This is a genomic window from Sphingomonas sp. R86521 (assembly GCF_042466235.1).
In the GTDB taxonomy this organism is placed as follows: domain Bacteria; phylum Pseudomonadota; class Alphaproteobacteria; order Sphingomonadales; family Sphingomonadaceae; genus Sphingomonas.
The window spans coordinates 2,686,207-2,707,594 of the sequence record NZ_JAXHBY010000001.1 but is presented as its reverse complement, the minus strand read 5'-3'; the positions used below and the strand labels follow the sequence as shown (position 1 = coordinate 2,707,594).

The 21,388-nt window shown below is 64.1% G+C and carries 26 protein-coding genes, 1 tRNA gene and 1 pseudogene; 19 read left to right on the top strand and 9 right to left on the bottom strand.

Going from position 1 to position 21,388, the window contains the following annotated elements:
* Positions 1 to 10: 10 nt before the first annotated feature.
* The 10 genes from leuD (at position 11) to nadA (ending at position 7,646) form a co-directional block, all read left to right on the top strand.
* Positions 11 to 640 carry a 3-isopropylmalate dehydratase small subunit gene (gene leuD, locus SJY20_RS12620; RefSeq protein ID WP_380787275.1) on the top strand — a complete coding sequence of 210 codons (630 nt, stop codon included), beginning with the start codon at positions 11 to 13 and terminating at the stop codon, positions 638 to 640.
* Positions 603 to 1,601, top strand: a complete 999-nt coding sequence (locus SJY20_RS12615; protein ID WP_380787274.1) for an NADPH:quinone oxidoreductase family protein — start codon at positions 603 to 605, stop codon at positions 1,599 to 1,601. Before leuD ends, SJY20_RS12615 begins: the two co-directional genes overlap by 38 nt.
* 204 nt (positions 1,602 to 1,805) lie before the next feature.
* Entirely contained in the window at positions 1,806 to 2,129 is a 324-nt protein-coding gene (locus SJY20_RS12610) for a DUF1476 domain-containing protein (protein ID WP_380787273.1), read from the top strand.
* Entirely contained in the window at positions 2,129 to 2,359 is a 231-nt protein-coding gene (locus SJY20_RS12605) for a BolA/IbaG family iron-sulfur metabolism protein (RefSeq protein ID WP_380787272.1), read from the top strand. Before SJY20_RS12610 ends, SJY20_RS12605 begins: the two co-directional genes overlap by 1 nt.
* Positions 2,360 to 2,369: 10 nt before the next feature.
* On the top strand, positions 2,370 to 2,711 hold the full coding sequence (grxD, locus tag SJY20_RS12600) for a Grx4 family monothiol glutaredoxin (RefSeq protein ID WP_380787271.1): 342 nt from the start codon (positions 2,370 to 2,372) through the stop codon (positions 2,709 to 2,711).
* Positions 2,712 to 3,102: 391 nt separating this feature from the next.
* Positions 3,103 to 3,471 carry a BlaI/MecI/CopY family transcriptional regulator gene (locus SJY20_RS12595; RefSeq protein ID WP_380787270.1) on the top strand — a complete coding sequence of 123 codons (369 nt, stop codon included), beginning with the start codon at positions 3,103 to 3,105 and terminating at the stop codon, positions 3,469 to 3,471.
* Positions 3,468 to 5,030, top strand: coding sequence for a M56 family metallopeptidase (locus SJY20_RS12590; RefSeq protein ID WP_380787269.1), 1,563 nt, complete (start codon positions 3,468 to 3,470; stop codon positions 5,028 to 5,030). The genes SJY20_RS12595 and SJY20_RS12590 overlap by 4 nt, the downstream gene beginning before the upstream one ends.
* Before the next feature lie 62 nt (positions 5,031 to 5,092).
* Complete coding sequence (locus tag SJY20_RS12585) at positions 5,093 to 5,950, top strand: MBL fold metallo-hydrolase (RefSeq protein WP_380787268.1); 858 nt, start codon at positions 5,093 to 5,095, stop codon at positions 5,948 to 5,950.
* Entirely contained in the window at positions 5,932 to 6,648 is a 717-nt protein-coding gene (locus SJY20_RS12580; RefSeq protein ID WP_380787267.1) for a DUF4230 domain-containing protein, read from the top strand. The genes SJY20_RS12585 and SJY20_RS12580 overlap by 19 nt, the downstream gene beginning before the upstream one ends.
* A 14-nt stretch (positions 6,649 to 6,662) precedes the next feature.
* Positions 6,663 to 7,646 (top strand): quinolinate synthase NadA, encoded by a 984-nt coding sequence (nadA, locus tag SJY20_RS12575; protein ID WP_380787266.1) that lies wholly within the window; start codon positions 6,663 to 6,665, stop codon positions 7,644 to 7,646.
* A gap of 121 nt (positions 7,647 to 7,767) precedes the next feature.
* Here the strand turns inward: nadA and SJY20_RS12570 are convergent, their stop codons facing one another.
* The gene (locus tag SJY20_RS12570) at positions 7,768 to 7,983 is read right to left on the bottom strand and encodes a DUF3072 domain-containing protein (protein ID WP_380787265.1); all 216 of its coding nucleotides are present in this window, start codon (positions 7,981 to 7,983) and stop codon (positions 7,768 to 7,770) included.
* A 235-nt stretch (positions 7,984 to 8,218) separates the two neighbouring features.
* On the opposite strand from SJY20_RS12570, the gene SJY20_RS12565 reads away from it, so the two are divergent.
* The 4 genes from SJY20_RS12565 to SJY20_RS12550 all read left to right on the top strand — a co-directional run bounded on the left by SJY20_RS12565 (position 8,219) and on the right by SJY20_RS12550 (position 12,367).
* The gene (locus SJY20_RS12565) at positions 8,219 to 10,177 is read left to right on the top strand and encodes a potassium transporter Kup (RefSeq protein ID WP_380787264.1); all 1,959 of its coding nucleotides are present in this window, start codon (positions 8,219 to 8,221) and stop codon (positions 10,175 to 10,177) included.
* A complete protein-coding gene (locus tag SJY20_RS12560) occupies positions 10,177 to 10,695 on the top strand; it encodes a 2'-5' RNA ligase family protein (RefSeq protein ID WP_380787263.1) in 519 nt (172 codons plus the stop codon). Before SJY20_RS12565 ends, SJY20_RS12560 begins: the two co-directional genes overlap by 1 nt.
* Before the next feature lie 54 nt (positions 10,696 to 10,749).
* Positions 10,750 to 10,826 (top strand) — tRNA-Met (locus tag SJY20_RS12555).
* 167 nt (positions 10,827 to 10,993) lie between these two features.
* Positions 10,994 to 12,367 (top strand): tyrosine-type recombinase/integrase, encoded by a 1,374-nt coding sequence (locus SJY20_RS12550; protein WP_380787262.1) that lies wholly within the window; start codon positions 10,994 to 10,996, stop codon positions 12,365 to 12,367.
* A gap of 839 nt (positions 12,368 to 13,206) precedes the next feature.
* On the opposite strand, the gene SJY20_RS12545 is transcribed toward SJY20_RS12550, so the two are convergent.
* The 6 genes and pseudogenes from SJY20_RS12545 to SJY20_RS12520 form a co-directional block, all read right to left on the bottom strand.
* Positions 13,207 to 13,617: a recombinase family protein gene (locus tag SJY20_RS12545; RefSeq protein ID WP_380788683.1), complete on the bottom strand. Its 411-nt coding sequence runs from the start codon at positions 13,615 to 13,617 to the stop codon at positions 13,207 to 13,209.
* Positions 13,618 to 13,707: 90 nt separating this feature from the next.
* Positions 13,708 to 14,075, bottom strand: a pseudogene (locus SJY20_RS12540) (recombinase family protein); the annotation flags it as partial.
* Positions 14,076 to 14,219: 144 nt separating this feature from the next.
* The gene (locus SJY20_RS12535; protein WP_380787261.1) at positions 14,220 to 14,420 is read right to left on the bottom strand and encodes a helix-turn-helix transcriptional regulator; all 201 of its coding nucleotides are present in this window, start codon (positions 14,418 to 14,420) and stop codon (positions 14,220 to 14,222) included.
* 286 nt (positions 14,421 to 14,706) lie between these two features.
* Positions 14,707 to 14,955 (bottom strand): hypothetical protein, encoded by a 249-nt coding sequence (locus SJY20_RS12530; protein WP_380787260.1) that lies wholly within the window; start codon positions 14,953 to 14,955, stop codon positions 14,707 to 14,709.
* On the bottom strand, positions 14,952 to 16,436 hold the full coding sequence (locus SJY20_RS12525; RefSeq protein ID WP_380787259.1) for a hypothetical protein: 1,485 nt from the start codon (positions 16,434 to 16,436) through the stop codon (positions 14,952 to 14,954). The genes SJY20_RS12530 and SJY20_RS12525 overlap by 4 nt, the downstream gene beginning before the upstream one ends.
* Before the next feature lie 146 nt (positions 16,437 to 16,582).
* A complete protein-coding gene (locus SJY20_RS12520) occupies positions 16,583 to 17,233 on the bottom strand; it encodes an XRE family transcriptional regulator (RefSeq protein ID WP_380787258.1) in 651 nt (216 codons plus the stop codon).
* 54 nt (positions 17,234 to 17,287) lie between these two features.
* On the opposite strand from SJY20_RS12520, the gene SJY20_RS12515 reads away from it, so the two are divergent.
* The gene (locus tag SJY20_RS12515) at positions 17,288 to 17,527 is read left to right on the top strand and encodes a transcriptional regulator (protein ID WP_380787257.1); all 240 of its coding nucleotides are present in this window, start codon (positions 17,288 to 17,290) and stop codon (positions 17,525 to 17,527) included.
* A complete protein-coding gene (locus SJY20_RS12510; protein ID WP_380787256.1) occupies positions 17,524 to 17,892 on the top strand; it encodes a hypothetical protein in 369 nt (122 codons plus the stop codon). Before SJY20_RS12515 ends, SJY20_RS12510 begins: the two co-directional genes overlap by 4 nt.
* Positions 17,893 to 17,902: 10 nt before the next feature.
* Here the strand turns inward: SJY20_RS12510 and SJY20_RS12505 are convergent, their stop codons facing one another.
* Positions 17,903 to 18,106, bottom strand: coding sequence for a hypothetical protein (locus tag SJY20_RS12505; RefSeq protein WP_380787255.1), 204 nt, complete (start codon positions 18,104 to 18,106; stop codon positions 17,903 to 17,905).
* A gap of 93 nt (positions 18,107 to 18,199) precedes the next feature.
* Complete coding sequence (locus tag SJY20_RS12500) at positions 18,200 to 18,433, bottom strand: hypothetical protein (protein WP_380787254.1); 234 nt, start codon at positions 18,431 to 18,433, stop codon at positions 18,200 to 18,202.
* Positions 18,434 to 18,450: 17 nt separating this feature from the next.
* Between SJY20_RS12500 and SJY20_RS12495 the strand changes: the two genes are divergently transcribed.
* From SJY20_RS12495 to SJY20_RS12485, 3 genes are read left to right on the top strand one after another with little or no spacing between them, the layout of a single operon-like run.
* Entirely contained in the window at positions 18,451 to 18,921 is a 471-nt protein-coding gene (locus tag SJY20_RS12495) for a hypothetical protein (RefSeq protein WP_380787253.1), read from the top strand.
* The gene (locus SJY20_RS12490) at positions 18,918 to 19,913 is read left to right on the top strand and encodes a CHC2 zinc finger domain-containing protein (protein ID WP_380787252.1); all 996 of its coding nucleotides are present in this window, start codon (positions 18,918 to 18,920) and stop codon (positions 19,911 to 19,913) included. The genes SJY20_RS12495 and SJY20_RS12490 overlap by 4 nt, the downstream gene beginning before the upstream one ends.
* On the top strand, positions 19,910 to 21,337 hold the full coding sequence (locus SJY20_RS12485) for a replicative DNA helicase (protein ID WP_380787251.1): 1,428 nt from the start codon (positions 19,910 to 19,912) through the stop codon (positions 21,335 to 21,337). Before SJY20_RS12490 ends, SJY20_RS12485 begins: the two co-directional genes overlap by 4 nt.
* Positions 21,338 to 21,388: the final 51 nt, after the last annotated feature.

Genomic DNA, 21,388 nt, shown 5'->3' with positions numbered 1-21,388 from the left:
CGGCGCAGCGATGAAACCGGTCACCTCCGTCAGCGGCACCGCCTATCCCTGGGGCGCGAAGAACGTCGACACCGACGTCATCATCCCCGCGCACTGGCTGAAGACGATCACCCGCACCGGCCTCGGCAAGGGCGCGTTCGAGACGGTGCGCGCGCAGCCGGGCAACATCTTCGACGATCCCGCCTATGCTGGTGCGCCGATCCTGATCGCGGGCGATAATTTCGGCTGCGGGTCGAGCCGCGAGCACGCCGCCTGGGCGCTGGCAGACATGGGTATCGCCGCGGTGATCGCGCCGAGCTTCTCCGACATCTTCTCGGGCAACGCGTTCAAGAACGGCATCGTCACCGTGGTGCTGCCGGAGGACGTGATCGACCGGCTGATCGAGGTGGCGAAGTCCGAGCCGATCACGATCGACCTCGAGACGATGACCGTCACCACGCCGTATCAGGACCGCTTTGCGTTCGAACTCGACGCGTTCCGGCGGCAGTGCCTGATGGAAGGGCTGGACGAGATCGGTCTGACGCTGGCAAGAGATACCCAGATTTCGAAATTCGAGGCCGGGGTGCGCGAGAATCGTCCCTGGACCCTCAAGGAGAGCGGGTATGCGGGCGTTGCTGTCGAAGGTGTCGGGCGGACCTGAAACTCTGGAACTGAGCGAACTGCCGGATCCGGTCGCCGGACCGGGGCAGGTCGTGATCGCGGTCAGGGCCTGCGCGATCAACTATCCCGACGTCCTGATCATCGAGGACAAATACCAGTTCAAGCCGCCACGCCCGTTCGCGCCGGGCGGCGAGATCGCCGGGACGATCGCGGAACTGGGCGAGGGCGTGACCGGCTGGGCGGTGGGCGACCGGGTGATCGCGATGATCGGCAATGGGGGCCTCTCCGAGAAGGTCGTGGCGAGCGTCGGCGCGCTGTACCGTCTTCCCGAAGGGCGCAGCTTTGCCGAGGGCGCGTCGCTGATCCTGACCTATGGCACCACGATCCACGCGTTGCTCGACCGCGGGCATATCACGGCCGGGCAGACCCTGCTCGTGCTCGGCGCGGCGGGTGGAGTCGGGCTTGCCGCGATCGAGCTGGGCAAGGCGTTCGGCGCGACCGTCGTCGCTGCGGTATCGTCGGACGAAAAGGCTGCGGCTGCCAAGCAGGCGGGGGCCGACGTCACGCTGGTCTATGGCCGCGCGCCGTTCGACAAGGACGCGTCGAAGGCGCTGGCCGAGCAGTTCAAGGCGGCGGTCGGCGCGGGCGGTGCGGACATCGTCTATGATCCGGTCGGCGGCGACTATGCCGAACCTGCGCTCCGGTCGATCGCGTGGGGCGGACGGTATCTGGTCGTCGGTTTCCCCGCGGGCATTCCGAAGCTGCCGCTCAACCTGACGCTGCTGAAGAGCTGCGACGTCTGCGGGGTGTTCTGGGGGGCGTTCGCGGCGCGCGATCCGAAGGCGAACGCCGCCCATGTCGCGACGCTGTTCGACCTGTGGGCGCAGGGCAAGATCGCCCCACGCGTCACGGAAGTCTTCCCGTTGGAGCGCGGCGGCGACGCGATCGCCAAAATGGCCGCCCGCGGCGCTATCGGGAAGCTGGTGGTCGAGATTGGCTGATAACTCCGTCATGCTGAACTCGTTTCAGCATCCACCGGGCATCGAGCGATGCGGCTCGTGATCGAAATCTGGTCTGTGCCGCGAGGTGGATGCTGAAACGAGTTCAGCATGACGGTTGGGGCGGCGGCGGTTCGCCCATTGTTGCACGCCTCACTCCCGGCCCCTATCTTGTCCCCGACGACAAACACCGGGGACCCGCGCGCCATGACCAGTATCGAAGACCGCGGACGCGCGAACGAAACGCATTTCGCGCGTGAGGAGGAACTCGCGTTCCGCATCACCGCGCGCCGCAACCGCCTGCTCGGGCAATGGGCGGCGACCGAGATGGCGCTGACCAAGGAAGAGGCCGACGCCTATGCCACCGCGCTGGTCCATGCCGATCTCGAAGGCGGCGGCGACGACGATGTCGTGCGCAAACTCGTCGGCGACCTGACCGCCGCGGGCGTGGACCATGACGAAGCCACCGTCCGCCGTGCACTCGCGCAACAGATGATCGAAGCCCGCCGCCAGCTGCTGGACGCGCAATAATGCCGATGGCCGCAGACGACATCGCCGCGATCATCCGCGATGCGATCCCCGACGCCGATGTCGTCATCACCGATCTCGCCGGCGACGGCGACCATTATGCCGCGCGCGTCACCAGCGCGAGTTTCGCCGGCCTGAGCCGCGTGAAGCAGCACAAGGCGGTCTATGCCGCGCTTGGCGACCGCATGGGCGGCGTGCTGCACGCGTTGCAACTTACCACCGTGATTGCTTGAGGACGAAATGATGACCGATCCGATTACCGACCCCAATACCGACGACGCCGGCGCCCGCATCGATGCGGTCGTGAAGGCCAACCCCGTCGTGCTGTTCATGAAGGGCAGCCCGTTGTTCCCGCAGTGTGGCTTTTCCAGCCGCGCGATCGCGATCCTCAATCATCTGAACGTCGAGTTCGAGAGTGTGGACGTTTTGCAGGACCAGGGCATCAGGCAGGGCATCAAGGCCTATTCGGACTGGCCGACGATCCCGCAGCTTTACGTCGACGGCGAGTTCGTCGGCGGGTCGGATATCATGATGGAAATGTACGAGAGCGGCGAGCTGGCCCAGCTGTTCGCGAAGGAAGGCTGAACCGGGTGCGGGTGGATCGACGCGAGATCGTGAAGCGATCGATCCACCCGGCTTGAAGCGCTGAAACGCTCGGTACGTGGAAGGTAGATGCAGTCCGTGTGCCAATCGGCGCAATGCACGGCTTCCCGCGGAATACGGTGGTTAACGCGCAATATCCGACAGCTTTGCTGTAAAGAACGGCGACACCTACCCCAGCCGTCATCGAAGCGCGTCCGTGACACGCATCCGTCATGCTGACGAACGTCAGGACCCAGAGTTCCGAGCGCCACCCCTGGTGCCCTGGGTCCTGACTTTCGTCAGGATGACGAGAGCTTGAGGGTCGGCGACACCCCCCCCTTGACTACAACCGTAATCGGTACGATTACAGACGTAGTCATCGAGGAGCCGAGTCGTGCCAGAACGCATCAGCGACGCCGAACATACCGTGATGGAGGTGTTGTGGGACGCATCCCCGCTGACCGCGCAGGACGTCGCCGAGCGCGTCGATCCGGCGAAGGGCTGGAGCGCCAACACCGTCAAGACGCTGCTCGGCCGGTTGCTCGCCAAGACCGTGATCGGTCACGAACAGGACGGCCGGCGATATCTGTACCGGCCGCTGGTCGCGCGCGACGATTATGTCAGCGGCGAATCGCGGCGGCTGATCGACCGGTTGTTCGGCGGCAAGCTGACCCCGCTGGTCGCGCACCTCGCCGAGCGCGATGAACTGACCGCGCAGGACATCGCCGAGATCGAGGCGCTGCTCCAGGCGTTGAAGGCATGAGCGCCGCGGTGACGGCCTGGGCGATCGAGGCGCTGGTTGCGTCGACGTTGCTGATGGTCGGTGTCCTGCTCGCCCGCGCGCCGGTGCGACGGCTGTTTGGGCCGCAGGTCGCCTATGCGCTGTGGGCATTGCCCGTACTGCGGCTGGTGCTGCCGCCGATGCCGCAGGGCTGGCAGACCATCGCCACCCCGATCACGCGCGCCGGCGAGACGATCGCGGTGTACGTGATCCAGCCCGCCGCATCCGCGACCATTGCTGCCAGCGCTACGTCGGTGCCGCAATATCCCTCGATCGGCCTGATCATCGGGGCCGCATGGGGGGCAGGGGCGGCGGCGTTCCTGGTCTGGCATTTCGTTCAGCACAACCGGTTCTGCGCGCGGATGCTCGGCACCGCCGAACGGCTCGACGACCTAGACGGCGTGCGCGTCATCGCCAGCGCTGCGGCGCCGGGGCCGCTCGCGTTCGGTATCCTGCGCCGCTACGTCGCCTTTCCGCATGATTTCGACGACCGCTACGACGCCGACGAACGCGCGCTCGCGCTGGCGCACGAGATTGGCCACCACCAGCGCGGCGACCTGCTCGCCAACTGGGCGGCGCTGGTCGTGCTGTCGCTGCACTGGTTCAACCCGGTCGCCTGGCGCGCTTTCCGCAGCTTTCGCGCCGACCAGGAACTGGCGAACGACGCGCGCGTGCTCGCCGGGCGCTCGGCGGTCGACCGCCACATCTATGCCTGCGCGATCGTCAAGGCGGCGCATGGCGGCGCGGTGTCCGCGGCCTGCCACCTCCACACCATCACCGACCTGAAAGGGAGACTCCGGATGCTGACCACCTCGCGTACCTCGCGCCGCCGCGTCCTGGCGGGCACCGCCGCCGTCGCGCTGCTCTCCGTTGCCGGTCTTGGCTTGACGATATCGGGCACGCGCGCCGCCGCGACCGTCACGCACAGGATCGAGACCGCGACCGGCCTGTCGCTGCAGGCCCCCGCCGCGCCGTCGACGCCCGCGCCGTCGTCCCTCGCGTTCGCGGTGCCGCCGACCCCGCCCGTTCCTTCGGCCAGTGGCAACGCCCGCCGCGTGGTTGTCGTCAAGAACGGCAGGACCGCGGTCTATGAAGGCGCGGCCGCCGACCGCTATATCGCGGCGCATCCCGTGCCTGTGCCGCCGGTTCCGCCGCGCCCGCAATTTGGCCCCGGACCGGTTTCCGTGCCCGCAGCGCCCGCGGTTCCGATGCCGCCGGTCCCCGTCGTCTCAGGACAATGCGGCCCCGACGCCGGCCGCAGGAACTTCACGATGACGCGACGCGAAGGCAATGCGACCGTCACGATCATCTGCAACGACCGGATCGAGGCGGCGGCGCGGGCAGGCCAGATGACCGAAGCGGACGGGCTGGCGATCGGGCGGCAGGCGACGACCGCCGCGCTGTCCAGCCTGCAAGCCACGCGGGCATCGATGAGCGCCAACGCGTCGATCCCGGCCGCCGACCGCGCCGAGGCCCTGGCCGATATCGACGCCTCGATCGCGGACCTGCACCGCGAGATCGCGGATATGCGCCGCGATTGAGCAAGGCGCGGCGAGCGGGAGGCGCACTTGCCTTTGCCGGTCGCCGCCGCCATCTGCGCCGCATGGCCGAGCATCCCACCGGAATCCCGATCCAGCTCGAGCCGCTCGTCGTCCGCGTGCTCGCGCCCAACGCGTCGCCCTACACCTATACCGGAACGCAGACGCATATTGTCGGCACCACCGATCTCGCGGTGATCGATCCCGGGCCCGACGATCCCGCGCATCTCGACGCGCTGGCGGCGGTGATCGCCGGCCGCCCGGTCACCGCGATCGTCGTCACGCACCATCACCGCGACCACAGTCCCGCGACCCGGCCGTTGCAGGCGACGACCGGCGCACCGATCGTCGGTGCGGCGCCGTTCGACCTGACCGACACGGGCGCGCGCGCCGATGCGTCGTTCGATCCCGATTACGCGCCCGACCGCGTGCTGGCCGAAGGCGATACGGTAAGCGGAGACGGCTGGACGTTGCAGGCGATCGCAACGCCGGGGCACACCTCGAACCACCTCGCCTTCGCGCTGCCGGAAACGAACGCGCTGTTCTCGGGCGACCACGTCATGGGCTGGTCGACGTCGATCGTATCGCCCCCCGATGGCGACATGGCCGATTACATGGCGAGCCTCGCCAAGCTGATGACGCGCGACGACCGGGTCTATTATCCCGGCCACGGCGAGGCGATCGACCAGCCGCAACGCCTGGTCCGCGGCATGCTCGGTCATCGCAAGCAGCGCGAGGGACAGATCCTCCGGCTGCTTCGCGAGGATGCGCTGGACATCCCGGCGATGGTCGCGCGGATGTATGTCGGGCTCGACGCGCGGCTGCTGCCGGCCGCCGGCCGCTCGGTGCTGGCGCATCTCTATGACCTGCGCAACCGCGGACGCGTTGCCGAAGAGGGGGCGACATGGCGGATCGCGGCGTGACGCGGAAGTCGATCGTCAGCGTCGTGCTGGCGCTGATCGTCATCGCCGCCGCGCTGGCTGCGATCCTGGCGGCGTATCGGACCTATACCGACCGCTACACCGTCACGACCGAGGGACGCGATGGCCCGGCGGTGGCTCGGATCATCGCCACCGCATTCTCGGGCGCGAGCGATCTCAAGGTCAGCACGCTGTCCGGCACCGTCCAGAGCGTCGGATCGGACAAGGGCGTGTTCAGCTGGCTCGACTCGAGCTACGTGATGAAGGCGCCGTTTTCCGCCGGCTATTATGTCGACCTCTCCGCAATGCGCGCGTCCGACTTCCGCTGGGACGAGAAAGCCAAGATGCTAACGGTGCGCGCGCCCGACGTCCGGGTCGGCGACATCAACATCGACGAATCGCGGATCTATATCGAGGATACCAAGGGCGTGTTCGTCACCCGCAACATGATGGGCCGGATGCGGCGCCAGGCCTCGACGGGTGCCGAACGCGTCGCCGCGACCGAAGCGAGCAAGCCCGAACGCCTTGCGGCTGCGCGCCGCAATGCCCGTGCGGCGCTGTCGACGTTCGTCGCCGCACCGCTGCGCGCGGCCGGCCTCGGCAACGTCAAGGTCACTGTGACGTTTGCCGGCGAGGGGCGGTCGACCGAGCGCTGGGACACCTCGCGCTCGCTGCAGGATGTGCTAGGCAACGCCAGCTAACCGGGATTTGCTTGATGGAACAGCCTACCAACCTCATCGGCGTCGACATCCGCGCCGAGATCGAACGCCTCCGCAAGGAGAAGAACGCGGTCATCCTCGCGCATTATTACCAGAAGCCCGAGTTGCAGGACCTCGCCGATTTCGTCGGCGACAGTCTCGACCTGTCGCGCAAGGCGGCGGCGACCGATGCCGACGTCATCGCGTTCTGCGGCGTGCGCTTCATGGCCGAGACCGCGAAGATCCTGTCGCCCGACAAGACCGTGATCCTGCCCGACATGGATGCCGGCTGCAGCCTGGAGGACAGCTGTCCGCCCGAACAGTTCGCGGCGTTCCGCGCCAAGCACCCCGATCACATCGCGCTGACGTACATCAACTGCTCGACCGAGGTGAAGGCGCTCAGCGACATCATCGTGACCAGTTCGTCGGCGGAAACGATCCTGGCGCAGCTGCCCGCGGACCAGAAGATCATCTTCGGTCCCGACCGCAACCTGGGCGGGTATCTGGTCCGGAAGACCGGGCGCGAGATGCTGCTATGGCCCGGCGTCTGCATCGTCCACGAGGCGTTCAGCGAAACCGAGCTGATGAAGCTGAAGGCGCAGCATCCCGGCGCGCCGGTCGTCGCGCATCCCGAATGCCCGGCGATCATCCTCGACCATGCCGATTATATCGGATCGACCCGCGGCATCCTGGACTATGCGATGTCGATGCCCGGCGACACGCTGATCGTCGCGACCGAGCCGCACATCATCCACCAGATGGAAAAGGCGCTCCCGAACAAGCGCTTCATCGGCGCGCCGGGCGCGGACGGCAACTGCAACTGCAACATCTGCCCGTACATGGCGCTGAACACGGTGGAGAAGCTGTACGTCGCTCTGCGTGACCTCGAGCCGCGGATCGAGATCGAGGAGAGTCTGCGGTTGAAGGCGAAGGTCAGCCTGGATGCGATGCTGGCGATGGCGTCGGGTTCGGTCGGCAAGGGCGACCTCGGGCCGCGATAGGTCACCAACGCTCCGTCATCCTGACGAAAGTCAGGACCCAGGGTTACGAGCGGTGTCGCCTGTAACCCTGGATCCCGGAACAAGCCCGGGATGACGAAGGGTAGCTGGGCAGCCGGCGTCGTTACTGACCTCGCCCGGTCTTCCCCTGCAGCTCGTCGATCTTGAGCGACGCATCCGCCTTGGTCAGCGAATCGTCGAATTCCTCATGCGCTTCTTCGCTGAGCGTCTTGAGATAGCTCGCCTGCGCACCGGTCATCTTCTCGTCGCCGGTGGTCCAGTCGTGCGGGTCCTTCTCGGCGTTCGAGAAGGGTTCGGCCTTTGGGTTGGTGTCGGACATTGCGGTGTTCCTTTCGACTCAACCCAACGCCGATGTTCCGTATGTGTTCCAAGGAAAAATGCCGGTATCGCGGGGGCTTGCGGCGAACGATCGTAAATACCAGATGCATCATCGTAGAACGCATCAGACAGTCCCGTTGCCTGCCCTCGGCGCAACGTGCTAAATCCTGTCTCTGGGGTGAACAACGGGTTTTGAACATGGCGATTTCCAACCTTTCGGACACCGCGCAGCGCCGGTGACCGATACCCCAGACGCCGCGCTTCCGGCGGCCCGCGACCCAGCCGCCGCCCCTCCGGCGGCTAGCCACGATTCGGACGCGCACGGCGGCCATCACAACGCCGATGGCATGCTCAAGCTGGCGGTCGGCGCGATCGGCATCGTCTTCGGCGATATCGGCACCAGCCCGCTCTATGCGTTCCGCGAGACGTTCGCCGGGCATCACAAACTCGCGCTCGACCCCGCGCACATCATGGGCGTCATCAGCCTGATGTTCTGGTCGATGATGATCGTCGTCACGGTCAAATACGTCATCATCATCATGCGCGCCGACAACAAGGGCGAGGGTGGCAGCCTGGCGCTGCTCGCGCTGGTCTCGGGCAAGACCAAGACGCGGCGCTGGAGCAAGGGGATCATCCTGCTCGGCGTGTTCGCGACGGCGTTGTTCTACGGCGACAGCATGATCACGCCCGCGGTGTCGGTGCTGTCCGCGGTCGAGGGGCTCGCGGTCGCGGCGCCCAGCTTCGCCGGCCTGGTGCTGCCGATCGCCGTCGCGATCCTGATCTTCCTGTTCTATATCCAGAGCAGCGGTACGGCGCGCGTCGGGCTGTTCTTCGGGCCGATCATGCTGGTCTATTTCTCGGTGATCGCGGTGCTGGGCGGCCTGAGCATCGCGCAGACGCCGGAAGTGCTGTGGGCGTTGTCGCCGCATTACGCGGTGCAGTTCTTCCTGATCGACCCCGAACGCGCGTTCCTGGCGCTCGGCTCGGTGGTCCTCGCTGTCACGGGGGCTGAGGCGCTGTATGCCGACATGGGGCATTTCGGACGCCGGCCGATCGGCATATCCTGGCTGTTCTTCGTGCTGCCGGCGCTGATCCTCAATTACATGGGGCAGGGCGCGCTCCTGTTCCGCGACGGCAGCAGCGCGCTGGTCAGCCCGTTCTACAACCTCGCGCCCGACGCGTTGCAGCTGCCGCTGGTGATCCTGGCGACCGCCGCCGCGGTGATCGCGTCGCAGGCGGTGATCTCGGGCGCGTTCTCTGTCACGCAACAGGCGATCCAGCTCGGCTTCATCCCGCGGCTGCGGATCGAACATACCAGCGCGTCGACCGCGGGGCAGATCTATATCCCGCTGGTCAACTGGGCGCTGATGATCATGGTCATCCTGCTGGTGCTGTTCTTCCGCACCTCGTCGAACCTGACCAGCGCGTACGGCATCGCGGTAACCGGGGCGATGTTCATCGACACCTGCCTGCTGGGCGTGGTGCTGTTCCGCCTGTGGCACTGGCCGGTGTATTTCGCGGTGCCGCTGCTCGCGATATTCTTCCTGGTCGACGGCGCCTATTTCGCGGCGAACCTGACCAAGGTACCCGCGGGCGGCTGGTTCCCGCTGCTGGTCGGCTTCATCATCTTCACTTTCCTGACGACGTGGTCGAAGGGGCGGCAGCTGATGATCGACCGGATGCGCGAGGCGGCGATGCCGATCAAGGTGTTCATCGGATCGGCGTCGGGCTCCGCCTCGCGCGTGCCCGGCACCGCAGTGTTCATGACCTCAACGCCCGACGGCGTTCCGCACGCGCTGCTCCACAACCTCAAGCACAACAAGGTGCTGCACGAGCGCGTCATCCTGCTGACCGTCAAGATCGTCGGCCAGCCCTATTGGCCGGCAGACGATCGCGCGATCCGCGAGGAGCTGGGCGAGGGGTTCCACCGCTTGGTGCTGCGTTACGGCTTCATGGAGGATGCCGACGTGCCCGCCGCGCTGCGCGAGGTCCATAATTGCGGGGCCGACTTCAAGATGATGGACACCAGCTTCTTCCTGTCGCGGCAGACGCTGCTGCCGTCCGACAAGCCCGGCATGATGATCTGGCGCGAGAAGCTGTTCGCGTGGATGCTGCGCAATGCCGAAAGCGCGATGGAGTTCTTCCGCCTGCCGACCAACCGCGTCGTCGAGCTCGGCAGCCAGATCGAGATTTGATGTCTAGCGAATCGGGGCCTGCGCCCATCATCGTCACCGCGCTGTTCGGGCGGCAGGACACCGCGTTCTTCGATACGATGCGGCGCGCGCATTTCCCGCCGGAGCGCAACCAGCTCGATGCGCACCTGACGCTGTTCCACCATTTGCCGCCATCCAGTGTCGACGAACTCAAGCACCGCCTTACCCTGGAGACGCGGGGCATCCCTGCGCCCCAGGCGCGGGTCGGCGGCTTGATGTCGCTAGGTCGCGGGGTCGCCTATCGCATCGAATCGCCCGAACTCGTCGGTATCCGCGCGCGGCTGGCGGATGCGTTCACCGGCATGCTGACGCCGCAGGATGCCGGGGGCTGGCGTCCGCACGTCACGATCCAGAACAAGGTGACGCCCGCGGTGGCGAAGCTTTTGCTCGCCGAACTCAACCGCGATTTCCGCCCGCGCGACGTCGAGATCGCAGGGCTGGGCGCGTGGTGGTATCGCGGCGGGCCATGGGAAGCGCTGTCGCGTCACATGTTCGCTTGACCACCCGGAATCCCATTCCTATAGGCCCCCCTCGCGAGTGAACGCATCGCCTTTGGCGGAGTAGCTCAGTTGGTTAGAGCACGGGAATCATAATCCTGGGGTCGGGGGTTCAAATCCCTCCTCCGCTACCACTCGCGAGTATTTGACGGGCCACAGCCGTCTACAATCCCTTGAAATCCGCGGTTTTCTCCCCTTCTCTGGGGTGCAGCCGGTCCATGGTAGTCCACACGCGTCTACCCCTCGGCATGGCATTTCCCATGGTACCGCGCCGCGGATACCATGGTATCGGGGACGCAGAATGCTGAACGACGCTAAGGTGAAGGCAGCGAAGCCGAAAACCACCGCCTACAGGCTGGGGGACTCGGGACAGCTCTACCTGCAGGTGAGCCCGTCGGGCGGCCGCCACTGGCGCATGAACTACACCTACGGCCGCAGTGCCAAGGATCCGGGCAAGCCGGCTCAGAAGACGCTGAGCTTCGGCTCCTACCCGGCAGTCACCCTTACCGAGGCGCGGAAGCGCCGTGACGAGGCGAAGGCGCAACTGGCTGCCGGCAACGATCCATCGATCGAGAAGAAGACCTCTCACAGCGCGCGGGCCGCGGCGAACGCCAATACCATGCGAACGGTCGCGGAAGCATGGTACGCGAAAAAGAAGTCGACGTGGGTGCCGAAGCACGCCGAGAAGGTCTGGCAGAGCCTCGAGGAGAACGTCCTGCCTGAAATCGGCGACCTGCCGATCACATCGATCAAGGCGCCGACGCTGCTGGCCATCCTCACCGAAGTCGAGTCGCGGGGCGCGATCGAGACGGCTCACCGGCTACGCCAGCGCCTGTCAGCTGTGTTCGTCTATGCGATAGCTGCCGGTATCGCCGAAACCGACCCAGCAGCCAGCCTGGGGAAGGCACTGAGCTCCAAACCGCGGGTAAAGCCGCAACCGTCCATAATCGACGGCCTGCGCGACCAGCCGGCCCGTATCGCAGCGACACGGACAATGCTGGAGAACTGCGAAGCGGAGCGATGCCGTGCAACGACCAAGCTGGCGATGCGTCTGCTGGCGTTGACCGCGGTCCGGCCGGGCGAGCTGGGCGGCGCGCGCTGGGCGGAGTTCGAGGATCTCGACGGGAAGGAGCCGCTGTGGCGCATCCCGGCGGCGCGCATGAAGGGCGACGAGGATCGAAAGGCGGATGCCGATGGCGACCACCTGGTGCCGCTTGCCCCGCAGGCGGTCGCCATCCTGCGCGCGCTAAAGACGCTGACCGGTGACCTCGCCCTCGTTTTCCCGGGGGAGCGACACCTCCACAAGCCGATGTCGGAGAACACGCTGCGCCAGTTGCTGATCCGCGCCGGCTATTACCAGCGTCACGTCCCGCACGGCTTCCGCGCTGCGTTCAGCACGATCATGAACGAACGACTGAAGGCGGAAGGGAAGGGCGACGATCGCGCAGTCGTCGACCTAATGCTGGCGCACGTCCCGAAGGACAAGGTCGAGGGGGCGTACAACCGAGCCGCGTACATGCCTCGCCGGCGGGAGATAGCATGCGAATGGGCTGACCTGCTCCTTGACGGGTTCGTGCCGCCCCTAGAGCTTCTGGGGCAGCCTATGCGGCACGCAGCGACGGGGCCGGGGGGGGGGGGGGGGGCTGAATCGAGGCGGCGGCGGTATCAGGCCTGATCTGCTTGCGATTATGGTTGAATGGCCGACTTTGGCGGAAAACGGACGGACGGCATGTAAGTGAAAGTTGGCGAAGCGGTCGCTGCGCCGCAATCACGAGATACGGGAAACGCATATACGGCAGTTCACCACCGCCGCCATGCATACCTACTCAGGCCAAAGGCTGACAGCGCGATAATATGTGACCAACCCAATTGAACGCCCTTCGTGAGGATGGATCGTTAGGTAGAGAGTGAGTTCCGCCCCCTTTTCTAGCGGCAACGTTCCACCGGCACCGCAAACCATGCCGAAAACCAGTTCGACATCTGATGGGGTGAAAGATCCTTTCAGGTGCTTGATGATATGAACCTTGATCCGAGCATCATTACCATATGGCTGTGGATCGCTGAGAAGCCTTGATCTCACAATATTGGGAAATATTTTAGGAGCGTCGGGATTCCACGTTGCGTTCCGTGTGGTGCCCTGAATTATTGGCTCGCCCGGTCGCGGGGGCGTCGGCAGTCGACTAATAGACGGTTGATAAGTTTCTGCTTGCACAGCAAGCATCAGAGCAATCGCCGTGCTACTCGCGAATAAGTTAAGCATTATCGCATTTCCCCGTCAGGTTTTCACGCTTGGTCAGGATAGGTATCGCGACGGCGCAGCGCGCGAGCGTTGCCGTCAGTGTCACTCACAAATCGAATAGCTTCGCTTCGCGTCGGTATCGCTACCGAACGGGTAGAACAGGGTCACCTCAGGTTGACATCGCGTGCGCTTGTATGTCCGCCCTTAAGCATCAGCGGCCGTTCGGTCGATCTTCAACCGAAATGTCGCATGGTGGTGAAGAGCGGACTCAAGCGCTAAGCAGAAGCTTGACGCGTCTTGACGGCTTTCCAAAGCCGTTGCTGAACTATCCGCAACTCGGGAACGTCGGTGATGACCCATGAAGCAGGGTCGTTCAGCCGAGATACACGACAACCGGTATACGGATTTGTCATCCAGCGCTGACGGTTCCAGACTAGCTTTCCAACATATAAAGCGTTATTCAACACACCACTTCCTCTTTTCTGGTTTCCAAGAATAGTAGTGTGGTGCCAGATGTTGCCTCGAGGTCCCGATACCCCATTATGGTTTAAAAGGTCTGTTATATACCGCCCGGACCGTCCCTCGGCGTAACTACGAAACACCGACCGAATAACTTTGGCCTCATCTTCGTTTATTTGCCGCTCACCGCGCACAATCTCACCTTGTTGATCGATATGGCGAAGCATCCTGTAACCATAAGATATACCTCCTGCCGCCTTTCCGGACGCAATGCTACCCAACATACCTCGTCGCGTTTTGTCAGCTAGATCTTTGAGAAATAGAGCGGACATTGTGCCTTTCAACCCAATGTGGAGCTCATTGATTCGCCCATCGGCAAGCGTATGTATTGTCATGTTCGCGAATGACAATCTCTTGTAAATAGCTGCAATATCCTCTTGGTCGCGAGAGAGCCTGTCCAATGATTCCGTAACTAGAATGTCAAAGCTTCCTGCCTGACATTCGTTTAAGAGCCCCTGTATGCCGGGTCGCATTATGTTAGAGCCGAATAGGCGTAGTCTGAAAAAACCTGGGTGGTTAGCCACCCTTCTTTGTCAATTTTAGCCTGGCAGACTCGCACTTGGTCTTCAATCGACACCGCCCGCTGGCGTTCGGAACTATAGCGAGCGTAAATCACGACGCGCATATTGTAGCCTTTCAAGGCGCACCCGTGTTCGGGTGGCCACGGCAGGCTGATCCCTTCAAGCAAAAATGACAATCAGGGTCAGAAGTCGGTCCAGACGAATGGCTGTTTGTGGGCGTTAGCGGACGTTCGGCCGTCGATATTTGATTAAGCCGCTCGCGCGTCTTCAACCCGCTCCCGCCACGCGCGCACCTCGCTCTCCACCCAGCGGGTTGCGATACCGCCAGGCTTGCAAGGCGTCGGGAACTTCCCTTCCCGCACCAAGCGGTAGACCATAGCCTTGCTGAGGCCGGCAATTTCTAGAACCTGCGACAGCCGCAGGAGGCGGTCACTGATAATATCGGTCATGCGGCGATCCTCGTTGGCACGCCAGGAAACGGCACGACGCGCTCGCCGCCGTCCCCGTCAGGTCCCGGGCGCGCCTGGCCACGCCACTCGCCGCAGCCGCGGCTTTCGTGTGTCACGGGGAACATGGATACCGGGAACGGCCCGTTGCCCTGCACGACACTGGGCGCCCGCCGTTCGCATGTCCCCTCGTCCTGCGCAGCGGAGGGGTCGCGCTGGGCGTTGGCGAGCTTTGGTCCCATACGCCGCCAGTGACGGCACGACGCACAAGAGTTTGCAGCATGGGCGGTCAGCATACTGGCACCAGGCTGTCCCACCGGCCGCAAGCGCTTTCCTGGTGGGTGACCGGGAAGGCACTTGCGACGTAGATGTCGCGCTCGATGTCGTCGTACTCCGACAGCGGTACGCTCAGGCCAGGGAGCATGCGCGCGAGCAGCGTCTCGCTGATGCGCGGGGGATCGAAGCGACAGTCGCCGAACTTTTTCGAGATGTCGCTTTCGGCATAGCGATCCCAGAACCGGCACGATGCGCAGGTCATGCACCCTGCTCCGCGAGGTTCACCCCGCCGATGCGGGCGAGATCCTCAATCGCACCCCAGGCCATGCGAGTGTACATGTCCGATAGACGCAGACCGTCGCTGAAGACCGGGTTCGTGATATTCGAAATGGCCAGATCGGACCAAGCTTCCCCGGTCTGATGTAGAAACGCGACACGTAGCTTAGCGATTACGCCTTCGATCGTCGACGCGCGGCCACTGAGTAGCGCCATATCCGCGGCGTCGATGCGACTGAAATGCGTGGTTTCCTGTGCCGCCGACAGGTCCACTCCGACGGTCGCCTCAAACTCGCACCGCCGGGTCTGGTAGGCGTCGAGTACAGCCGTGTCGGTTTGCAGGAAAGCACCGTGGCGGCCGAACCGGCGAGCGTCGCACGTGATCTGCTGGAGAATCTCATCGGCGCGACAGAGGTGACGGTCACCGTCCTTCGAGAACAGCTTGAGCTTGATGGCGAGTTCCCCGGCCCCCGGGGCAGGGATCAGATACAGGCGCTCTTTAGCTTCATAGGCCGCGGCGCAGAGTTCGTCGTAACGTTCCTCCTCATCAGGATAGTCGACTGTATCCAGTTCAAGCGACGCGGCACTGTCTGAAGAAAAGTCGTAATTCGCCGGCCACTTCTCGCGAACGGGCATGAAACGCGCGTGGGCTGGCGTGATCACATCTGCATGATAGCGATCTGCTTCGGCCTGGGCGTCCACGAACCGATCATATGCGCGCTGCCACTGAATCAGCGGGCCGCGCATGAACGGGTTGTAGCCGTCCATATTGACCACCGCGATGCCGAGGTTGCGTTCAATGGAGTCCTCGCCGCGGGCGAAGCTGAAAGCGCTGGTGATCGCAGTGCCGATCGGCAGCGAGAACGACGATGTCGCGTTCGACAGGGCCCAAGCCCGCTTGCTCAACGCTTCGAACAGGTCAGCAACGGGCGAGAGCGACGATAGGTCGGCGCTCAGTGCCTTGGTCAGTGCTTCCAGCGGAAACCCATTCTCAGAGCCTTCGATCTCAAAGGGGCCGAAGCCTGAGCAGTCGCCGGCTTCGATGCCGGCAAGGAGTGCTCGGAACATCATATCGTGGGCGTTCTCGGCCTGGATCAGCCCCACGGCACGAAGCGCATCTTCGCTCGCCTTGCAGCGCACGGCGCCTTCCTCGTCGCTCTCATAGAACGAGGAGCTATGCGAGGCCGTCTCACCCCACCGCAGGAACGCAGTGTACATCCGCGGCGACAGAAGCTCGCGCGCCGTTTCGATTAGCGAGCAGGTCATGCTCTGGATCAACTCGACGTCTGCTGCCGTGGCGGTCGCCAGTTCGTCAAGCGTCGCATCGCGCGTTGCCGCCGGCAGCTTCGCCATCGTGTCATGGACGGCGGTTGCCGCCTCGCCCGCGATGAAGGCGACCCGGATGTTGGGGCGCGGGGTCAGCGCCGACGTTGACGTGAAATCGAAATGCTTGAGCTGCGTTGCCATGGGCGTTCTCCTGCGAGGGCGCAGGAGTGCGGCAGAGGCTGGCGAACCGAGCGTGCTTTACGGACCTGCGACAGCGTCTTCGGCCTGTGGGCGATCAGCTGCTGAATAGGACACTATGCGATGATAGGGCCCGAGTCCATAGCTTTCTATGCGGCTAGGCTTCTACCTTGCCAGATAACTTTCCCCCAGAAGTCGATCTCCTGCCCCTCAGCTTCGAAGGGCGCAATGACAGGATTGTCCGCGGAAAGGTGATATTTACCACTACGAAGTGACCTGACACGCCTCAAGAGAGCCGCCTCGTTATATTCGAGGAACCATATGCCATCGGGCCTTCCGTCGTGCTCCCGACTGTGTCGATAGCAAACGTCATCGCCTCGAGATAACGTCGGCGACATTTCGTCAGTCGACAATTTACAAAACGAGACGTCGGATGGTCCAAGCCCGTCGGTGATGTCCGCAAACCAATACGAGCTTAAGGTAAGACTTCGGATACCTACCTGCACCCGCTCCCAGGAACGGCCTTCAAAGACGCCCAAATAGGGGACGTCAACAGTTTCACGATCATTGGAGAAACTAGCGACCTTGAGCCCCACGATCGGCGTTGCCCCTTCTAAGCCCTCCAGCCAATCGGGATTCACTTCTAATGCAGCGGCAATCGTGCGGAGTGACCGCGTTGTTTTGCTAGATCCATTTAATAACTGCTGGATAGCCGCCGGACTTACATTTGCACGTCGCGCCAGTTCAGCTTGAGAAACCCCTTTGAGGGCCATACATTCGCGTAATCGGTCAGCCCTCATGATCAATCCATAGTTTTCTATGGCCTACTGCGTGATAGGCTGCTATTGGGCGCTATGGCTAAACGAAACGAATTGGCGGCGCCAGACCCGCATTCCGTGCTGCTCGAAGCGATCAGGCGGGCAGGAAGTCAGGGGAGGTTGGCTTCTATTTGTGGCTGCACCCCACCGAACATATGGCAGTTAGTTCGCCGCCGTCGTCCGCTGCCTGCGCGCTACGTTCTTGCGGTAGAGCAGCATACCGGTCTTTCGCGCCATTGTATTCGGCCCGATATATATCCTGACGAGGTGGCATGACTGAAACCGTCGCCATGGGAGCTACCCCCCCAGCCACACAGGCCGCGACTTACCGCCTCCGGCCACTCGCGTTCCGGATCGACTTCTCGACACACGCTTCTGGGGTAGGCTGGGCGCTGCCGTTCGGCATCAATTTGTGCGATGCGGAAAATAACGCCGAAGCAGACGTTGCGCTCGTTCTTGGCGTTCACGCCGATTCGATACGTGTGACAGTCATCGGCGACGACGCACTTGGCGAGGAGCACTACCGCACGTTCGGGGTCGACGAGATGCCCCGGGCGGATCTTTACGGCATAGAAACGGCTGGTTGGCTGAACCTTCCGCTCCGATTCTACGAAAGCCCGCAGGCGCGCGTCGATGCGTGAAGCGGTCGAGCTACTCTCCGCTTTTGCCGGCAGCGATGTCATCGGCCAGAGAACGAAGCGTCTCCGCCTGCCGAACATGGCCCCACCCGTCGGTAATCTTGCCAACTGCTTGGAGCTCGTCCGCGATAGCGGCGACTGCCGCATCATCGATCGCGCCGCTCTTACGAAGTCCGTTGATGATGGCCGCAATGGCAAGCCGTTGCACAAGGTCCATAGCCTCTCTTCCTCTCGGTGGTCTCGACAACCGAACGATAGCTTCAAGGGGGCGGCCCGCAAGACGTGCCTTGGAAGGGTGTCAGCGCTGACCTCAGTCATTCGAGGCCACCGTAGACCGAACGACCTCCACGATGGTGTCCATCATCTCGTACGCCGGTCCATCGAGGGTGATGCAGTTCAGCTCGTCCAGGTTGTTGAGGAAGTGTCGAATCACGTCGTTCGGTACGTCCGCAAAGCGCATCGCATCGACCATCGCGGCGATCATGTTCGCCAGAGCCGTCAGCGTGATGCGGTTGTCCCGCCGAGCGCGTTTGTCTTTCACCATGCCAGGGCTTTTGCCGCATGAACGCACCGTACATCCACGGACGCCGTCGCACGTTCTCCGCGTCAGCCGCGGTCGATACGCAGAACGCCATCCTCACCGCGATCAAGACCGAGGACGCTGCGACCTGGCTGGATATCGGTCGGGTGCTCGGAAAGTCGGACGATCGCGCAGCCGCCTATGCCAACACCGCGTCGCCGATCGACCTGCCGACGTTCCTGGCTGGCTGCCACGAATGGGGCGGACGGTTCGCGGATCCGCTGCTCGCGCTGGCGGGCGGGCGCTGGGCCGACGCTGGCGCGGTGTGCAGCGGTGACGAAGCCGCAGCGCTGACGATCGCCAACCTGCTGCCGGCGATCATCGCGATCGAGGCGGACAACGTCACCGAGCCGCGCGAGCTGATGCCGCACGAGGTGCTGATCCGGCGTGTGAACGCATTGACCTGCGCCTGGCTTGAGATGATCGCCGCCGAGAAGGTCAGGGGGCAATGAGCCGCTCCACCGATCGCGCCGAGCGTGACGCCGCTTTCCGTCGCGCGGTCGACGAGGCCAAGCAGCGCTACAACATCAGCGACGTCGTCGCGCGGACCCGCAAGGTCACGCGCGCAGGGAAGAACGAGAAGCGGGCGCTCTGTGCGTTTCACAGCGAGCGCACGCCCTCGATGCAGCTCAACGACGCCAAGGGCACCTATCATTGCTTCGGTTGTGGGGCATCGGGTGACCTGGTCAGCTACGTCATGAAGACCGAGGGTATCGGCTTCATGGACGCGCTCCGCTGGTTGGGCGCGGCGAGCCTGCCGGGCGTAGACCCCGCTGACCGGGTGAAGGCTGCAGCCGAGGACGAAGCCGATCGTCAGCGTGCCATCGATCGTGCCCGCCACGTCTGGGATAAGGCGCACGCGGCCCCGGGCACGCCTGCCGAGGTCTATCTGCGCGGACGCGGCATCACCATGCCGATCCCCCACACGATCCGCTTCGCCATGACACCGGCCTGGTACGACGACGACACCGGCGAATGTGGCCCCGACCTGCCGGCGTTGGTCGGCGCGGTCGTGGACGGCAGCGATCAGCTGATCGGTCTGCAGCGCATTTTCCTCAGCGATGGCGGTCGGCAGAAGGCACGGATGGCGAAGCCGAAGCGCAGCCTTGGCCGCGTGAAGGGCGGGGCGCTGCGCATCAACTCGGACGCCGACAGCGTCGAGCACGAGCTGATCCTGACCGAGGGGCCTGAGGACGGTCTGAGCATCGGACAGGAGCTTGGCGCCGAAGTGTGGGTCACGCTCGGCACCGCCATGATGCCGCATATCGACTATCCGCCGCGCATCGTCTCGATCGTCATCGCGGGACAGAACGACGACGCTGGCCGCACGGCCGCTCTCGCTGCGGAGGAGGAGCTGATCGAACGGGGTTTCGCGACTCGCACGATGTGGCCGGCCGAGGGGTTCAAGGACTGGAACGACCAGCTCCGGGGTATTCGGGCATGAGCGGCTCGTTCCAGGAGCAATTCGCCGCGGCCGAGTCCGCCAGCCCGCTCTACAACGTCGAGGCCGAGATCGCCTTTCTGGGCGACTTGCTCGCCAACAACCGCTTGATCGACGAGGTCGCGGACCGCTGCCGGCCAGGTGACTTCTCGGTCCCGCTGTACGGGCGGATCTACGGCAAAGTCCTCGAGCAATCGTCCGCCGGCGGTGCGGTCGACGCGGTCACGCTGGCGCCGCACTTCGCAGAAGACGGCGAATGGCCACGCGCCTACGCGAAGCTTGCGGCTGCCGACCTGAACGCTGGCCCACGAGCTCGTACCAAGGCCTACTTCGAACAGATCACGCTGCTGTCGAGCAGGCGTCGCATGGTCGCCGGCCTGCAGGACGTCATGGCTTCGGCGCGCGACCTGACCGTGACGCGCGAGGAACTGGTCGCGAATGCTGACGAGGCTGTCGCCGAACTCGCCGAGCAGACGGTCACCGCCCAGGCGTCCGTCGGCGATTATGCGCAGATCGTTATCGACAGCTTCGGCAAACCCGTGGTCGGTGTTCGTTGCGGCACGATCGGCTCGCTTGACGATGTCATCGGCGTGCTGCGCCCGTCGAACATGGTCGTGGTCGGTGGGCGCCCGGGTATGGGCAAGACCTCCCTCGTCACGTCATACTCGATCGGCGCGGCCGGCCTTGGTCACGGCGTCCTGATCTTCTCGCTCGAGATGAGCGCGGATGAGCTGACGCGCCGGATGATCGCCGACATGACGTTCACGACGCGGGGCGGGGTGCCATACGAGCATGTCCGCGACGGCACAGTCCGCCCCCATGAGATGAACGCGGTCCTGTCGGCCAAGGCGCGGTTCGACGCGCTGCCGATCGAGATCAACGAGTCGTCGGGCCTGACCCTGGCGAAGCTGATCCGCCAGGCACGCACGCACAAGCGTCGCCTGGCAGCCAAGGGGCAGAAGCTCGAGCTGGTCGTCGTCGATTATCTCCAGCTGATGGCGCACAGCCGCAAGGGCATGTCGCCGTACGAGCATGCGAGCGAGGTCAGCGTCGGGCTCAAGCAGTTCGCCAAGTCCGAGGGACTGGCCGTGATGGCGGTAGCGCAGCTGAGCCGAGACGTTGAGAGGCGTCCGGACAAGCGGCCGATGCCGTCGGACCTGCGCGACAGCGGGCAGATCGAGCAGGACGCCGACGTGATCCTCTTCGTCTACCGCGAGGAGGAATACCTCAAGCGACAGGAACCGGACGACCAGTTCGGGCCGAAATACGAGGCGTGGCGAACCGACATGGAAGCCGTGCGCAACAAGGTCGAGTTCCTCGTTCCCAAGCGCCGCAGCGGTCCGTCAGGCAAGGCCCTGGGCTGGTTCTTCGGGGCAAACTCCGCGGTCCGCGGAAGTGATTTCTACAGTAGCCGGGAAGGTCAATAAATGGCGCGTATACGATCGATCCACCCCGGCCTCTAGACCGACGAGACCTAC

What these genes read in the sequence shown, in the direction of transcription:
- SJY20_RS12605 (WP_380787272.1), top strand. Translation starts at nt 2,129, where the DNA reads ATGCCGATGGCCGCAGACGACATCGCCGCGATCATCCGCGATGCGATC.
- SJY20_RS12495 (WP_380787253.1), top strand. Translation starts at nt 18,451, where the DNA reads ATGAACGCACCGTACATCCACGGACGCCGTCGCACGTTCTCCGCGTCA.
- nadA (WP_380787266.1), top strand. Translation starts at nt 6,663, where the DNA reads ATGGAACAGCCTACCAACCTCATCGGCGTCGACATCCGCGCCGAGATC.
- SJY20_RS12530 (WP_380787260.1), bottom strand. Translation starts at nt 14,955, where the DNA reads ATGACCTGCGCATCGTGCCGGTTCTGGGATCGCTATGCCGAAAGCGAC.
- SJY20_RS12570 (WP_380787265.1), bottom strand. Translation starts at nt 7,983, where the DNA reads ATGTCCGACACCAACCCAAAGGCCGAACCCTTCTCGAACGCCGAGAAG.
- SJY20_RS12510 (WP_380787256.1), top strand. Translation starts at nt 17,524, where the DNA reads ATGACTGAAACCGTCGCCATGGGAGCTACCCCCCCAGCCACACAGGCC.
- SJY20_RS12580 (WP_380787267.1), top strand. Translation starts at nt 5,932, where the DNA reads ATGGCGGATCGCGGCGTGACGCGGAAGTCGATCGTCAGCGTCGTGCTG.
- SJY20_RS12550 (WP_380787262.1), top strand. Translation starts at nt 10,994, where the DNA reads ATGCTGAACGACGCTAAGGTGAAGGCAGCGAAGCCGAAAACCACCGCC.
- SJY20_RS12610 (WP_380787273.1), top strand. Translation starts at nt 1,806, where the DNA reads ATGACCAGTATCGAAGACCGCGGACGCGCGAACGAAACGCATTTCGCG.
- SJY20_RS12560 (WP_380787263.1), top strand. Translation starts at nt 10,177, where the DNA reads ATGTCTAGCGAATCGGGGCCTGCGCCCATCATCGTCACCGCGCTGTTC.
- SJY20_RS12520 (WP_380787258.1), bottom strand. Translation starts at nt 17,233, where the DNA reads ATGAGGGCTGACCGATTACGCGAATGTATGGCCCTCAAAGGGGTTTCT.
- leuD (WP_380787275.1), top strand. Translation starts at nt 11, where the DNA reads ATGAAACCGGTCACCTCCGTCAGCGGCACCGCCTATCCCTGGGGCGCG.
- SJY20_RS12585 (WP_380787268.1), top strand. Translation starts at nt 5,093, where the DNA reads ATGGCCGAGCATCCCACCGGAATCCCGATCCAGCTCGAGCCGCTCGTC.
- SJY20_RS12500 (WP_380787254.1), bottom strand. Translation starts at nt 18,433, where the DNA reads ATGGTGAAAGACAAACGCGCTCGGCGGGACAACCGCATCACGCTGACG.
- SJY20_RS12490 (WP_380787252.1), top strand. Translation starts at nt 18,918, where the DNA reads ATGAGCCGCTCCACCGATCGCGCCGAGCGTGACGCCGCTTTCCGTCGC.
- SJY20_RS12545 (WP_380788683.1), bottom strand. Translation starts at nt 13,617, where the DNA reads ATGCTTCGCCATATCGATCAACAAGGTGAGATTGTGCGCGGTGAGCGG.
- SJY20_RS12590 (WP_380787269.1), top strand. Translation starts at nt 3,468, where the DNA reads ATGAGCGCCGCGGTGACGGCCTGGGCGATCGAGGCGCTGGTTGCGTCG.
- SJY20_RS12485 (WP_380787251.1), top strand. Translation starts at nt 19,910, where the DNA reads ATGAGCGGCTCGTTCCAGGAGCAATTCGCCGCGGCCGAGTCCGCCAGC.
- grxD (WP_380787271.1), top strand. Translation starts at nt 2,370, where the DNA reads ATGACCGATCCGATTACCGACCCCAATACCGACGACGCCGGCGCCCGC.
- SJY20_RS12535 (WP_380787261.1), bottom strand. Translation starts at nt 14,420, where the DNA reads ATGACCGATATTATCAGTGACCGCCTCCTGCGGCTGTCGCAGGTTCTA.
- SJY20_RS12615 (WP_380787274.1), top strand. Translation starts at nt 603, where the DNA reads ATGCGGGCGTTGCTGTCGAAGGTGTCGGGCGGACCTGAAACTCTGGAA.
- SJY20_RS12525 (WP_380787259.1), bottom strand. Translation starts at nt 16,436, where the DNA reads ATGGCAACGCAGCTCAAGCATTTCGATTTCACGTCAACGTCGGCGCTG.
- SJY20_RS12515 (WP_380787257.1), top strand. Translation starts at nt 17,288, where the DNA reads ATGGCTAAACGAAACGAATTGGCGGCGCCAGACCCGCATTCCGTGCTG.
- SJY20_RS12505 (WP_380787255.1), bottom strand. Translation starts at nt 18,106, where the DNA reads ATGGACCTTGTGCAACGGCTTGCCATTGCGGCCATCATCAACGGACTT.